The following is a 12,304-nucleotide window of genomic DNA, read 5'->3' on the forward strand; positions in this document are numbered from 1 at the left end:
AGGGCTTCATCGTTCGACTTGCATGTGTTAAGCACGCCGCCAGCGTTCGTCCTGAGCCAGGATCAAACTCTCCGTGAATGCTGCAAACAGCACACACGAGAGCGGCACAACCAGGAGGAATAATCCCGGTGTGCACAGCATCCTCGCTGTCTGTATCAAAGAAATCCACGCCCCCAAAAACCAAGGGGACGGGGTATCAACATATCTGGCGTTGACTTTTAGCACGCTGTTGAGTTCTCAAAGAACGGACGCTTCCATCGCAACCCTGTCACAGGCCACTCCGGGCGCTTCCCTCTCGGTGAATCCGACTCTACCAGAAGTTCTCCGGCTGAAAGTCGGGGGCCAACTCCGTTGCAGCTTCCGGTAATTCAGAGTGACTGCGTGAAGTCGGGAAGATACGGACCGCTTCTGCCGAGCTCTGCGGCTCGGTGCAAGCGTTCGAATCAACCTCCACAGAAGGCCGGTTAGACCGGCTTCCGGGGCGGCGAGAACAGTAGCAGCTCATTCGGCGACGACGCACATCACGCCGCCGTAGGGACTGTCGCGGGTCGGTCATCGGCTGCCACGTCTCCGGTCTCCCCCGCTTTCGCCGCACGTGCTCCGAGGAGGTACACGTAGGCGAGGAAGAGGAGTTCGCAGACGACACCGATCGTGATGCGCGCCCACGTCGGGAGTCCCGACGGCGTCACGAAACCTTCGATGACACCGGAGACGAAGAGCACCGCCGCCAGTCCTATCGCCATACCGATGGCTGCGCGTCCCTCTGCCCCGAGGGCCTCCCGGCGAGTACGAGGGCCTGGGTCGACCACAGTCCAGCCGAGTCGGAGGCCTGTGCCCGCCGCGACGAAGACGGCTGTCAGCTCGAGGAGTCCGTGAGGAAGGACGAGTCCGAGGAAGACGTCCAGACGGCCTGCGGACTCCATGAGGCCGATTCCTGTGCCCAGGACGAGCATGTTGGTGAAGAGCACCCAGAGCACCGGGATGCCCAGTAGCGCGCCCAGGGCGAGGCATACGGCCACTGCCTGGGCGTTGTTCGTCCAGACCTGGGCGGCGAAGGACGTGGCCGGGTGGCTGGAGTAGTACGTTTCGTACTGGCCGCCCGGGCGTGTCATGTCGCGCAGTTGTGCAGGAGCTGCGATCGCCGCGCGGACCTCGGGATGGGTGCCGATCCACCAGCCGAGCAGTGCTGCCACGACGATGGAGGCCAGTGCCGTGGGCACCCACCAGTGGCGGGTGCGATAGACCGCTGCGGGGAAGCCGACTGCGAAGAAGTGGCCAACGTCCCGCCAAGAGGCCTTCCTTGCCCCTGTCACCACGCTCCGGGCACGGGCGACGAGGGAGGTGAGGTGGCCGGCGAGAGCCGGGTCCGGGGCGCTCGACTGGACCTGGGAGAGGTGCGTGGCGGTGCGCTGGTACAGGGTGACCAACTCGTCCGCTTCCCGGCCGGTGAGGCGACGGCGGTGGCGCAGCAACTGCTCCAGCCGTTCCCATTCCGCTCGGTGGGCGGAGACGAAGACATCCAGGTCCATGGTGAGAGCTTGGCAGAACCCGCCGCAGCGACGGCAGACTGGGCGAAAGGCGAGGACTCAGTGGAGGCGGGAGAGACGGTGGACGAGCTCGTCACAGGAGATGCGGTCGTCCTGGGTCTCCGGCCTGCCCGGCTGCTGAGCCGCGGGCTGGCAGTCTTCGTCGACCTGGCCCTGGCCTGGGCCGTCTATCTGCTGCTGTCGCTCGGGCTGTTGGCGGCGGTGTCCTCGCTGGATGCCGCTGCTGTGGCGGCGGTTCAGGTCGCACTGTTCCTGCTGGTTCTGGTCGGTGTGCCGATCGCAGTGGAGACGCTCAGTCGCGGACGGTCGGTGGGGAAGGCGCTGTGCGGGCTTCGCGTCGTGCGGGAGGACGGCGGGCCCGTGCGGTTCCGTCAGGCACTCGTGCGGGGAGCGCTGGGGGTCGTCGAGATCACGGTCTTCTTCGGTGTCGTCGCCTGCGCTGCCTCGCTCGTCTCCTCGCGAGGGCGACGGCTGGGGGATGTCTTCGCCGGAACTCTCGTCGTACGGGAACGCGTGCCCGCGATGCGCGGTCTGCCGGCTCCGCCGGTCTCGTCCCCCGGTGGAAGCTTCGGAGAGTTGGACTTGTCGCAGGTGCCGGGCGGTCTGTGGCTCGCCGTGCGCCAGTACCTGACACGGGCGGGGCAGCTCGACGAGGCGGTCAGCCGTTCCATGGCGGAGCGGCTCGCTGCGGACGTCGCGTCGTTCACCGGAGTGCCCGCGCCGGAGGGTGTTCCTGCTGTGGCGTATCTGGCAGGTGTGGTGGCCGAGCGGCAGGCGCGGGAGATGCAGCGGACGTTCGGGGCACAGGTGCCGGGGGCTTGGGCGGCCGCGCCGGACTCCGGTGTCGCTGCGGGTGCACCGGGGCAGGCGGACAGCACGTCTGTGCACTCCCGGAAGGCTCCTGAGCGTCCGGCAGTGCACTCCTGGGCGCCGGTTCACGTGCCTCCGTCCGCACCGGCCACGGGCCCTCCTGCTTCCACTTACGTCGCCGGTGGGCGGGGCGGCCGGCACACGGATGGAGCGGGAAGGCCCTCTGCCGGCGGTGAGAAGCGGCGCACCGGGTTCGTACCGCCCGCGTAGACGGCTGACGGCTGCGAACTGCGCGGACGCTGTGCGCACAGTGGGTCAACTGAACGTGGAGGGCGGGGATTCCAGTTCCTCCAGTTCGATGCCCGGGGCGGACAGGACGACGTCTCCGGCGATGTGAACGGGGTTCTGCTCACCCCTGTCGACCTCGCCGACACGGTAGTTGTGGACGATCAGCGGCTCGTCGTCGGTCTCGTGTGCCGAAGTGTCCACGAGCGACCACATCTGATCGAGCGTGAGCGGGGCGAGCACCGGGGGTGTCAGGGCGACAAGCCGTACGCGCCTTGCCTGTTCGCCGGCGGACGGGCGCAGGAGCCGTGAGTTCGCGATCAGAAAGGCAGGCGACGCGCCGGTGAAGGAGTGGGCCGCGACGTTGCCCTCCTGCGCGTGCTCCCCCGTGGGGTCCGTGCGGACCCAGGTGACGCCCTCCAGGGCTGCGCCGCGCACCCGCCAGCCCGCGGCGTGCAGTTCGAGACGGATGGGGCGGCCGAGGTCGTCCAGGGCGAGGTCCACCGAGCCGGCGTGATCGCCGGAGGGCGTGGTGATCTGGGAAACGTAGCGCCACCCCGAGGGGCCCGTGGCGCACTGGAAGTGCTCGTCCCCGAGGTGGGTGCGGTCGTGCGGGTCGTGGAGCGAATAGCGGCCGCGAGGCATGGTGCGACCCTACGTCCGCCCCGGCCGGGCAAGCCGAAGACCCCCGCCGCGGGGACGGGGGTCCTGGTGCTCACCGGTACCGGACCGGGTCACCGGCCTGGCGGCCGGCTCTCCGACGGATCAGTAGCGGTAGTGGTCCGGCTTGTACGGGCCTTCGACCGGGACGCCGATGTAGTCGGCCTGGTCCTTGCGGAGCTTGGTGAGCTTCACGCCGAGAGCGTCCAGGTGCAGGCGGGCGACCTTCTCGTCGAGGTGCTTGGGAAGCACGTAGACGCCGATCGGGTACGACTCCGGCTTCGTGAACAGTTCGATCTGGGCGATCGTCTGGTTCGCGAAGCTGTTGGACATCACGAACGACGGGTGCCCCGTCGCGTTGCCCAGGTTCAGCAGACGCCCCTCGGACAGCACGATGATCATCTTGCCGTCCTTGAAGGTCCAGGTGTGGACCTGCGGCTTGACCTCTTCCTTGACGACACCGTCGATGGCGGCGAGACCCGCCATGTCGATCTCGTTGTCGAAGTGGCCGATGTTGCCCACGATCGCCTGGTGCTTCATCCGGGCCATGTCGGACGCCATGATGATGTCCTTGTTGCCCGTGGTGGTGATGAAGATGTCGGCCGTCTCCACCACGTCTTCGAGAGTCACCACCTGGTAGCCGTCCATGGCCGCCTGCAGCGCACAGATCGGGTCGATCTCGGTGATCATGACGCGTGCGCCCTGACCGCGGAGCGAGTCCGCACAGCCCTTGCCGACGTCGCCGTAGCCGAACACCACGGCCGACTTGCCGCCGATGAGGACGTCCGTCGCACGGTTGATCCCGTCGATCAGCGAGTGACGGCAGCCGTACTTGTTGTCGAACTTCGACTTGGTGACGGAGTCGTTGACGTTGATCGCCGGGAAGAGAAGCGAGCTGTCCTGCTGCATCTCGTAGAGACGGTGCACGCCGGTCGTGGTCTCTTCCGTCACGCCGCGGATCTCGGACGCCAGCTGCGTCCACTTCTGCGGGCTCTCCTTGAGCGTGCGGTTCAGCAGCTCGAGGACGACACGGTGCTCGTCGTTCTCGGCCGTGTCCGGGGAGGGAGCCGCCCCGGTCTTCTCGTACTCGACGCCCTTGTGGACGAGGAGGGTCGCGTCGCCCCCGTCGTCGAGGATCATGTTGGGGCCGCCGGTGGAGGCGTTGGGCCAGGTCAGAGCCTGCTCCGTGCACCACCAGTACTCTTCGAGCGTCTCGCCCTTCCAGGCGAAGACGGGGACGCCCTGCGGGTTCTCCGGGGTGCCCTCCGGACCGACGGCCACCGCGGCGGCGGCGTGGTCCTGGGTGGAGAAGATGTTGCAGGACGCCCAGCGGACCTCTGCGCCCAGAGCGGTCAGGGTCTCGATCAGAACGGCCGTCTGCACGGTCATGTGGAGGGACCCGGTGACCCGGGCGCCCGAAAGAGGCTTGTCAGCGGCGTACTCCCTGCGGATCGCCATAAGGCCGGGCATCTCGTGTTCGGCCAGGCGGATCTCCCTGCGGCCGAAGGCCGCAAGAGAAAGATCCGCGACCTTGAAGTCCTGGCCGTTGGAGGTCGTCGTCATGCGAGCTGCTCTCCTCGATGTCGAGGTCATGGCTGACTGGTCCGTGCTGCGGCTCTGGGGCTCCGTGTGCGGTGCGTGCGTCAAGTGTGCAGAGCACACGCGGACACACTCGTCCCCTGCTCGCAACCCAGTCCGTCGGAGGCCCTCTCTCCCTCGGTGGCCCTCGGAACGGGCCAGCCGACCGCCATCAGCAGCGACGTCTGTGCTTTACGAATCTACACCCGCCCGTCCAGACGAACGGAGTGATCAGGTGCGAGCAAGGACGGACCTGATCGGTTCTCGGCCGCACACTGCACGCAGTTTTCCCGATGCCCAGGAGCATGCGCTCCCACACATCCGGATGTACCGCGCATACGGGCCGGAGGGTGTGATTCCCTCCGGCCCGTGGCACGGTGGTTGCGGCCCCCGAAAGCCGTTGTTCCGGCTATGCCTCGGCGGTCGGTGCGGACGCGGGTTCGGGCCGGTAGACGTCCGGTTCGAGATAGATCACACGGGCGCTGGCAACCGAGGCGCGAATGCGCTCCTCAGCTGCGTCGATGGCCCGGGCGACGTCTGCGGCGGAGTCGTCGTGCTGCACCGCGATCTTCGCGGCGACCAGCAGCTCCTCGGGACCGAGGTGCAGTGTGCGCATGTGGATGATTCGCGTCACACTGTCGCCGTCGACGAGCGCAGCACGGATCTTCTCCCGCTCGGCCGGGTCGGCCGCCTCCCCCAGCAGCAGCGACTTGGTCTCGGCCGCCAGCACTATCGCGATCACGACGAGCAGCACACCGATGCACAGCGTGCCGATGCCGTCCCACACCCCGTCGCCGGTCGCGATGGCCGCGCCCACGCCGAACAGGGCGAGTATCAGGCCGACCAGGGCGCCCAGGTCCTCCAGCAGGACGATCGGCAGCTCCGGCGCCTTGGCCCGGCGCACGAACTGGCTCCAACTCAGCTTGCCGCGGACCTCGTTGGACTCCTTGATGGCGGTACGGAAGGAGAGCGTCTCCGCGATGATGGCGAAAACCAACACCCCGACCGGCCAGTACCAGTCGTCGAGTTCATGCGGGTGCTTGATCTTCTCGTAGCCCTCGTACAGAGCGAAGACGCCGCCGATGGTGAAGAGGACGATCGAGACGAGGAACCCGTAGATGTAGCGCTCCCGGCCGTAGCCGAAGGGGTGCTCCTCGCTGGCCGCCCGCTTGGCCCTCTTGCCGCCCAGCAGCAGCAGCGCCTGGTTGCCCGAGTCGGCGAGCGAGTGCACGCCCTCCGCGAGCATCGAGGACGAGCCGCTGAAGATGAACGCGACGAACTTGCCCACCGCGATGGCCAGGTTCGCGCCCAGCGCGGCGATGATCGCCTTCGAACCGCCTGATGCACTCATACGAGTCGGGTGTCCCTCTCTGCGTGTCGAACATGGTTCCCGGACTCCGCCGGCCGTCGCGGCGCCGGCGTCCGCGGCGCCGCATCTCACCGCACGGCGACTGCCGCCGCTCCCGGGAGCCGGAGAGCCGTCCTGTCAGACGGCCACTGTGGCGCGAAAGAGCGTACCGTCACCGCTCGCCTCGACTCTCTCCCCGGCTTTGACGTAGGCGGACTGCCCGCGTTCCAGGGTGAGTTCGCCCCCGCCGTCCGCTACGGCGCGCAGCACTGCCCGGCCGTCCGCGCACAGCAGGATCTGAGGCGTGCGGTCCTCCAGCCGACGGGGTTCCTCTGTCGGCGACAGAAGGTAGCGAGAGAGACGGAAGTCGTCGGTCGGCACCTCGTACTGCTGCTCCCCCTCCGCGCCGGCGGCAGGAAGCAGGACCTCCGGGGCGCCGGACTCGAAGCGGACGATGCGCAGCAGTTCGGGGACGTCCACGTGCTTGGGCGTGAGACCGCAGCGCAGCACGTTGTCCGAGTTGGCCATGATCTCGACTCCCAGGCCGGCGAGGTAGGCGTGGGGCACGCCGGCACCGAGGTAGAGGGCCTCTCCGGGTTGCAGGCGCACGTAGTTGAAGAGCATGGCGGCGATCACACCGGGGTCGCCCGGATAGTGATCGGCGAGAGAGGCGTAGGCGGCGTACGCGCGGGCTTCCAGCTCTTCTCCGTACGCCGGGGCTTCCGGTTGAGCGCCGTCCGTCGCGGCGGGCGCTCCTGCCCTTTCCGCCGGCGAACTGCCGGAGAGACGCCCGGCCGCACGGGCGGCTTCCGTGACCGTACGGGCCATCTCGTCCCGGTCGGCGGTGAGCACGGCGGTCAGGACCTCGCGCAGGGCGTCGCTCTCCGGGCCGGCGCGGAGGATGTCCGCGTACGGCTTGAGCCCGTCCACGTCCAGGGCGTCCAGCAGGTCCGCGGTCTCCGACGCGGGGCGGAAGCCGCACAGCCCCTCGAACGGCGTGAGCGCGCAGATGAGTTCGGGCTTGTGCTGCGGGTCCTTGTAGTTCCGGTGGCCCGCTCCCAGCGGGACACCGCGGGCCTCCTCGTCGGCGAACCCCTCCCGCGCCTGGCTGAGGTCCGGGTGCACCTGCAGCGAGAGAGGCGATGCAGCCGCCAGCAGCTTCAGAAGGAACGGCAGACGCGGCCCGAAGGCGGCCACGGTGCCCGGGCCCAGTTCGCCCTCCGGGTCCGCGCCGATGAGTTCCGAGAGCGCCTGTGCGCCGCTGCCGCGGTCGACGTGCGAGGGGGCTCCCGGGTGGGCGCCCATCCACAGTTCGGCCTGCGGCTCGCCCGTGGGTGCTGCCCCCAGGAACTCGGGAATGGCGGTGGTGGAGCCCCAGGCGTAGGGCCTGACGGTGTTGATGAGGCGGTCCATGCGGTGGTGCTTCGCTTCCTTTGGGCGGTCAGGACCATGATGGGCCGCTGGCGGCCAGCGCGAGGTAAACGGCGGTGAAATCGAGGGTGGCGATCAGTTCCGCGGCAGCGGCGGCCGGGCTGCTGCTGTCCGAGGGTTCGAGCTCGCTGAGGGGCACCTCGTGCGCGTACGCCAGTTCCCGTACGGCGACGGCTGCGGAGTGCTCGTACTCGGTCTGCTCACGCACGAACAGCACACGTGCACGCAGCGTTTCGGGTTCCTCGACGCGGTCGCGGAAGAAGTCCTCCGGGTCGGAGGAGGCGGCGAGCGAGCCGGACAGCAGCGTGCTGTGCGCGGAGAGCGCTCCGGGCAGCGCTGCGGTGAGCACGGGGAGGCCCGGGAGGGCCGCGAACGCGCCGGCGCACCGCTGTGCCACCGCCTCCGCGACTGCGCCCTCGCTCCACAACAGCGGGAGAGTGCCCGTGAGTTCCGTGGCAAGGGTCTTGGCGGGGTTCGTGTAGGTGGCGATGGCAGGGCCGCAGCGCTCGGCGACGTGGTCGAGCCGGTCGGCCAGTGACTGCAGCGACGAGGAGTCGGCGGGGAAGAGCCCGAGCCTGTCGAACAGCACGAGGAGGGGCGTCAGAAGCGACCACAGGACCGCCGGGGACGCGGACAGTGCGACGGGCTGCTGAGCGAGCTGCCCGTTCCTCTCCTCCGCACCGGCGCGCGAGGCGGGCACGTACGGCGGCTCCCACACCGCAGCCGGACCGAGGTGCAGCGGCACGGCGAGACCGTGGGTCTCGCCGGTCAGCTCGGCCACCGCGGCGGAGGCCGGTGAGACGCTCACGACGGTGCATCCGCGGCGGTAGGCCTGCTCGATCAGTGCGGTCAGGCCCGGCTCACTGCCGTCGGTGGTGCACACAATCAGCAGGTCGAGCGGACCGGCCCACCCCGGCAGCGTCCAGCGCAGCGCTCCGGGGGCCGCGAGCGGACCGTACGAACGCAGCAGCGTGACGGACAGCGCACCGTTCGTGAACGCGCCGAGGAGGTCGGCAGTGCACACCGTGGCAGGTCCAGAACCGGCGACCAGCACGGCGCGGGGCCGTCCCTCCGGACGCAGCTCGCTGAGCGCGGACTCCTCCGCGTGGCGCGCCGCCGTCCGCACATGGGCGCCCGCCTCGGCAGCGGCACGCAGCTGCCCCTGGGCGTCCGCGCGGGCCAGGGCCTCGGGAGAGTCGAGGAGTGACTCGTCGAACATCTTCCGGAGCCTCCGATCGGCTGCGGGCCGTAGAACTGCCTGCGCCGTGGTGCGTACAGGGATGTGCCGCTCGACGGTGTGACCTTCCGGCCGGCAGCCGCCGGGTGCCGTCAGGCGGGGCGCCGGGCCTCGTCGACGAGGAGCACCGGGATGCCGTCGCGGACGGGGTACACCAGGCCGCACTCCGTGCCGCCGGTGCAGACCAGCTCCTCGGACTCCTCGCGGAGCGGCGAGTGGCACGCCGGGCAGGCGAGGATGTCGAGAAGACCGGCTTCGAGCGGCATGGGGAACCCTTTCCAAAGCAAAGGCACGGCTGCTGGCAAGGGTACCGCCGGGGGCAGGAGGCCCGTCGTGCGGCCCGGCGCCTCCGGCCGGCCCGCCCTGCCTGGAGCCGGGCCTTCCGCAGGGCGGCTTCCGCCGTGCGCGGGAGCGCTCGGCCGGAGCGCCCTGGAGGGGTTCCCGCTACGCGCGCACGATCCCGAGCACTTCGTCACGCACCGCGTCCACTGTGGCGGCGTCGCGGGCTTCGACGTTCAGCCGCAGCAGGGGCTCGGTGTTGGAGGCCCGCAAGTTGAACCACCAGTCGGCGGCGGTGACCGTCAGTCCGTCCAACTCGTCGATCTCCACGCCGTCACGGTCCTGGAAGGCGGCCTTCACCGCGGCCGCCCGGCCGGGCTGGTCCTCGACCGTGCTGTTGATCTCGCCGGAGGCGGCGTAGCGGTCGTACTCCGCGACGAGTTCCGACAGCGTGCCCTGCTGCTCGCCCAGTGCCGCGAGTACGTGGAGTGCGGCGAGCATGCCCGTGTCGGCGTTCCAGAAGTCCCGGAAGTAGTAGTGCGCGGAGTGCTCACCGCCGAAGATCGCACCAGTGCGGGCCATTTCGGCCTTGATGAACGAGTGGCCCACACGCGTACGCACGGGCGTGCCCCCGCTCTCGCGCACCACCTCGGGCACGGACCACGACGTGATGAGGTTGTGGATGACGGTGGATCCCGGCGACTTGGCCAGCTCCCGCGCTGCCACCAGGGCGGTGATCGCCGACGGCGCGACGGGGTCGCCGTTCTCGTCGACGACGAAACAGCGGTCCGCGTCGCCGTCGAAGGCCAGCCCGATGTCGGCGCCGGTCTCGCGTACACGGCGCTGCAGGTCGACGATGTTCTTCGGGTCGAGCGGATTGGCCTCGTGGTTGGGGAACGTGCCGTCCAGTTCGAAGTACATCGGGTCGAGTTGCAGCGGCAGTCCGTCAAAGACGGTGGGGACGGTGTGTCCGCCCATTCCGTTTCCGGCGTCCACCACGACCTTCAACTGCCGGATGCCGGTGAGGTCGACGAGGGTGCGCAGGTGCTGGGCGTAGTCGGTGAGCACGTCCCGCTGTACGAGCGTTCCCTGAGCCGCGTCCGGTTCACGGGCCGGCGGGCCTGAGGCGAGCCATTCCTCGACGAGCGCGCGCACCTCGGCGAGCCCGCTCTCCTGCCCGACGGGCTTCGCGCCCGCCCGGCACATCTTGATGCCGTTGTACTGCGCGGGATTGTGGCTCGCAGTGAACATCGCCCCGGGCAGGTCCAGTTGGCCACTGGCGAAGTAGAGCTGATCGGTCGAGCAGAGGCCGATCTCCGTGACGTCGGCGCCCTGGCCGGCGGCACCGCGGCCGAAGGCGCGTGACAGCCCGGGAGACGAGGGCCGCATGTCGTGTCCCACGACGATCGCCGACGCGTCGGTGACACGCACGAAGGCGGCACCGAACAACTCGGCGAGCGCCTCGTCCCATTGGTCCGGTACGACGCCGCGCACGTCGTACGCCTTCACGATCTCCGACAGATCAGCCACAGCCACGGGGCAGCCCTCTCCTGGGTGCTCGGGGTTTCCTACAGCTCACGAAGCCCCAAACCTACCCGCTGAGTCCGCGATCACCGTTGCTGCCAGGCGCCGTTCTCCCGGTGGGTCGCACGGGCACATGCCGGCGCAGCGGAGCCGGAGGCACGAAATCAGCGTTGCACTGTCGGGCTGGAGCAGACGTAGTTCATGCCGCCCTGCGGCTACAGCGGGAGACTGCCCGGCAGTTCTACTTCTCGGGCGACTTGAGCACGCGGAGGTGACCGCGCCGGGCGACCTCCATCGGGTCCGCGTCGCGTCCCTCGGGCCCGCCCACGGCGTCGGAGGGGCGCGCCGCCGACGGGTCGCGGCGCGGCGTACGGGCCGCCTCCCGCACCGCGTTGGCGAGCGCTTCGAGGTCGTCGCCGCTCGGACGGGCCGGGCCCGTGTCGACGGCCAGCCGGACGACCTCCCACCCGCGGGGGGCGGTCAGCCGCTCAGAGTGCTCGGAACACAGGTCGTAGCAGTGCGGTTCCGCGTAGGTGGCGAGGGGGCCGAGGACGGCGGTCGAGTCGGCGTAGACGTACGTAAGCGTCGCGACGGCGGGACGGCCGCATGCGGTGCGCGAACAGCGACGTACAGGGCTCACGACGATGGACCGTACCGCACTCTTGAGCGGCCTGCGACGACTCCCCTTGACGTCACTCCGTCGTGTCGTCCCGGTTCGTCTGAAACATCTGATCTGCGAGAAAGCGAAACCTCCGACACCCGTGTCCCCAGGGGGAGTCGGCGAACGCACAGCAAGCGGTCGCGAGCCGAACACAACAGGACCTCCCGGAGCGAGATCACCGGTCACAGTAAGCATCCAGTGCGATACAGAACGTTCACCGATCGATCGCGACAGGACACGGCCGTGAAAGACGCTCCAGAGGCTTGCGGCGCCGGCGTGCGGGCTAGGCTCAGGGGGATGAGCAGCTCCGTACCGCCCCGGCGTCCCGGTCTCGACGGCGAGAGCGGATCGACCGGTCCACGGCCGCGCAAGCGCGACCGCCATGGCCGCGGCATGCGCGGGCCGGTCGCGCCGCCGCAGGTACCGCTCGCCGTGAGTCGCTCGGAGTCTTTCGACGACCTGGTCCGCGACTCGGTCAGCAGGCTGGAGAGGCGCTGGCCGCAACTGACGGGCGTCGAGTTCGCCGTGCAGGAAGTGCCACGGACGAACAACGGCGAACTCGACGAGCAGACCGACGTGGTGCCGCTGGGGCGGGTGGCGGAGCCGAAGGACGGACGTCCCGACAGGATCGTCGTCTATCGCCGGCCGGTCGAGATCCGCACCCGCAATCGCGACGAACGGGCACTGCTGGTGCACGAGGTCGTCGTGGAGCAGGTGGCCGAACTGCTGGGGCTGGCCCCGGAGTCGGTGGACCCGCGCTACGGGCAGGACTAGCACGGCAGGCAGGACCGGCACTCTCGCCGTCCGGGAACCGCTGCTCGTGTGCGCTGCCGTTCGGGACGGGGATGCTGATCGGGTCGCATCGGTACAGCGAACGCAGTCTCACTGCCTGCACGTTGGCGCGTTCAGTCACCTCGCGCGTCCCCGGCAGGGCGTGAGCACCG

Annotated in this window: 11 protein-coding genes and 1 rRNA gene; 2 read left to right on the top strand and 10 right to left on the bottom strand. The window is 69.3% G+C overall.

What is annotated here, in order from left to right; all coding sequences use genetic code 11:
* Nucleotides 1-78: ribosomal RNA gene (locus tag H181DRAFT_RS21820) — 16S ribosomal RNA — on the bottom strand; the annotation flags it as partial.
* A gap of 443 nt (nucleotides 79-521) precedes the next feature.
* On the bottom strand, nucleotides 522-1,529 hold the full coding sequence (locus tag H181DRAFT_RS21825; protein WP_045861870.1) for a stage II sporulation protein M: 1,008 nt from the start codon (nucleotides 1,527-1,529) through the stop codon (nucleotides 522-524).
* A 78-nt stretch (nucleotides 1,530-1,607) separates the two neighbouring features.
* Here H181DRAFT_RS21825 and H181DRAFT_RS21830 point away from each other — a divergent pair, with 78 nt between their 5' ends.
* On the top strand, nucleotides 1,608-2,627 hold the full coding sequence (locus H181DRAFT_RS21830) for an RDD family protein (RefSeq protein WP_045862033.1): 1,020 nt from the start codon (nucleotides 1,608-1,610) through the stop codon (nucleotides 2,625-2,627).
* Between the two features lie 45 nt (nucleotides 2,628-2,672).
* Here the strand turns inward: H181DRAFT_RS21830 and H181DRAFT_RS21835 are convergent, their stop codons facing one another.
* The 8 genes from H181DRAFT_RS21835 to H181DRAFT_RS29685 all read right to left on the bottom strand — a co-directional run bounded on the left by H181DRAFT_RS21835 (nucleotide 2,673) and on the right by H181DRAFT_RS29685 (nucleotide 11,339).
* Nucleotides 2,673-3,287 carry a hypothetical protein gene (locus H181DRAFT_RS21835; RefSeq protein ID WP_045861871.1) on the bottom strand — a complete coding sequence of 205 codons (615 nt, stop codon included), beginning with the start codon at nucleotides 3,285-3,287 and terminating at the stop codon, nucleotides 2,673-2,675.
* Nucleotides 3,288-3,407: 120 nt separating this feature from the next.
* Nucleotides 3,408-4,865 carry an adenosylhomocysteinase gene (gene ahcY, locus H181DRAFT_RS21840; protein WP_045861872.1) on the bottom strand — a complete coding sequence of 486 codons (1,458 nt, stop codon included), beginning with the start codon at nucleotides 4,863-4,865 and terminating at the stop codon, nucleotides 3,408-3,410.
* A gap of 424 nt (nucleotides 4,866-5,289) precedes the next feature.
* Nucleotides 5,290-6,231: a cation diffusion facilitator family transporter gene (locus H181DRAFT_RS21845; RefSeq protein ID WP_045861873.1), complete on the bottom strand. Its 942-nt coding sequence runs from the start codon at nucleotides 6,229-6,231 to the stop codon at nucleotides 5,290-5,292.
* Nucleotides 6,232-6,366: 135 nt separating this feature from the next.
* Nucleotides 6,367-7,641, bottom strand: a complete 1,275-nt coding sequence (manA, locus tag H181DRAFT_RS21850; RefSeq protein ID WP_045861874.1) for a mannose-6-phosphate isomerase, class I — start codon at nucleotides 7,639-7,641, stop codon at nucleotides 6,367-6,369.
* A gap of 28 nt (nucleotides 7,642-7,669) precedes the next feature.
* Nucleotides 7,670-8,878: an SIS domain-containing protein gene (locus tag H181DRAFT_RS21855; RefSeq protein WP_045861875.1), complete on the bottom strand. Its 1,209-nt coding sequence runs from the start codon at nucleotides 8,876-8,878 to the stop codon at nucleotides 7,670-7,672.
* A 110-nt stretch (nucleotides 8,879-8,988) separates the two neighbouring features.
* Nucleotides 8,989-9,162, bottom strand: coding sequence for a Trm112 family protein (locus H181DRAFT_RS21860; protein WP_074467984.1), 174 nt, complete (start codon nucleotides 9,160-9,162; stop codon nucleotides 8,989-8,991).
* A 178-nt stretch (nucleotides 9,163-9,340) separates the two neighbouring features.
* Entirely contained in the window at nucleotides 9,341-10,705 is a 1,365-nt protein-coding gene (locus H181DRAFT_RS21865) for a phosphomannomutase/phosphoglucomutase (RefSeq protein ID WP_045861876.1), read from the bottom strand.
* A gap of 235 nt (nucleotides 10,706-10,940) precedes the next feature.
* On the bottom strand, nucleotides 10,941-11,339 hold the full coding sequence (locus tag H181DRAFT_RS29685) for a DUF3499 domain-containing protein (RefSeq protein ID WP_045861877.1): 399 nt from the start codon (nucleotides 11,337-11,339) through the stop codon (nucleotides 10,941-10,943).
* A 318-nt stretch (nucleotides 11,340-11,657) separates the two neighbouring features.
* Here H181DRAFT_RS29685 and H181DRAFT_RS21875 point away from each other — a divergent pair, with 318 nt between their 5' ends.
* The gene (locus H181DRAFT_RS21875) at nucleotides 11,658-12,134 is read left to right on the top strand and encodes a metallopeptidase family protein (RefSeq protein ID WP_074467985.1); all 477 of its coding nucleotides are present in this window, start codon (nucleotides 11,658-11,660) and stop codon (nucleotides 12,132-12,134) included.
* Nucleotides 12,135-12,304 lie beyond the last annotated feature (170 nt).

This window comes from Streptomyces sp. WMMB 714, assembly GCF_900090125.1.
Lineage (GTDB): Bacteria > Actinomycetota > Actinomycetes > Streptomycetales > Streptomycetaceae > Streptomyces > Streptomyces daqingensis.

Coding starts and splice junctions, on each gene's coding strand:
- H181DRAFT_RS21825 (WP_045861870.1), bottom strand. CDS start 1,529: ATGGACCTGGATGTCTTCGTCTCCGCCCACCGAGCGGAATGGGAACGG.
- H181DRAFT_RS21835 (WP_045861871.1), bottom strand. CDS start 3,287: ATGCCTCGCGGCCGCTATTCGCTCCACGACCCGCACGACCGCACCCAC.
- ahcY (WP_045861872.1), bottom strand. CDS start 4,865: ATGACGACGACCTCCAACGGCCAGGACTTCAAGGTCGCGGATCTTTCT.
- H181DRAFT_RS21845 (WP_045861873.1), bottom strand. CDS start 6,231: ATGAGTGCATCAGGCGGTTCGAAGGCGATCATCGCCGCGCTGGGCGCG.
- manA (WP_045861874.1), bottom strand. CDS start 7,641: ATGGACCGCCTCATCAACACCGTCAGGCCCTACGCCTGGGGCTCCACC.
- H181DRAFT_RS21855 (WP_045861875.1), bottom strand. CDS start 8,878: ATGTTCGACGAGTCACTCCTCGACTCTCCCGAGGCCCTGGCCCGCGCG.
- H181DRAFT_RS21860 (WP_074467984.1), bottom strand. CDS start 9,162: ATGCCGCTCGAAGCCGGTCTTCTCGACATCCTCGCCTGCCCGGCGTGC.
- H181DRAFT_RS21875 (WP_074467985.1), top strand. CDS start 11,658: ATGAGCAGCTCCGTACCGCCCCGGCGTCCCGGTCTCGACGGCGAGAGC.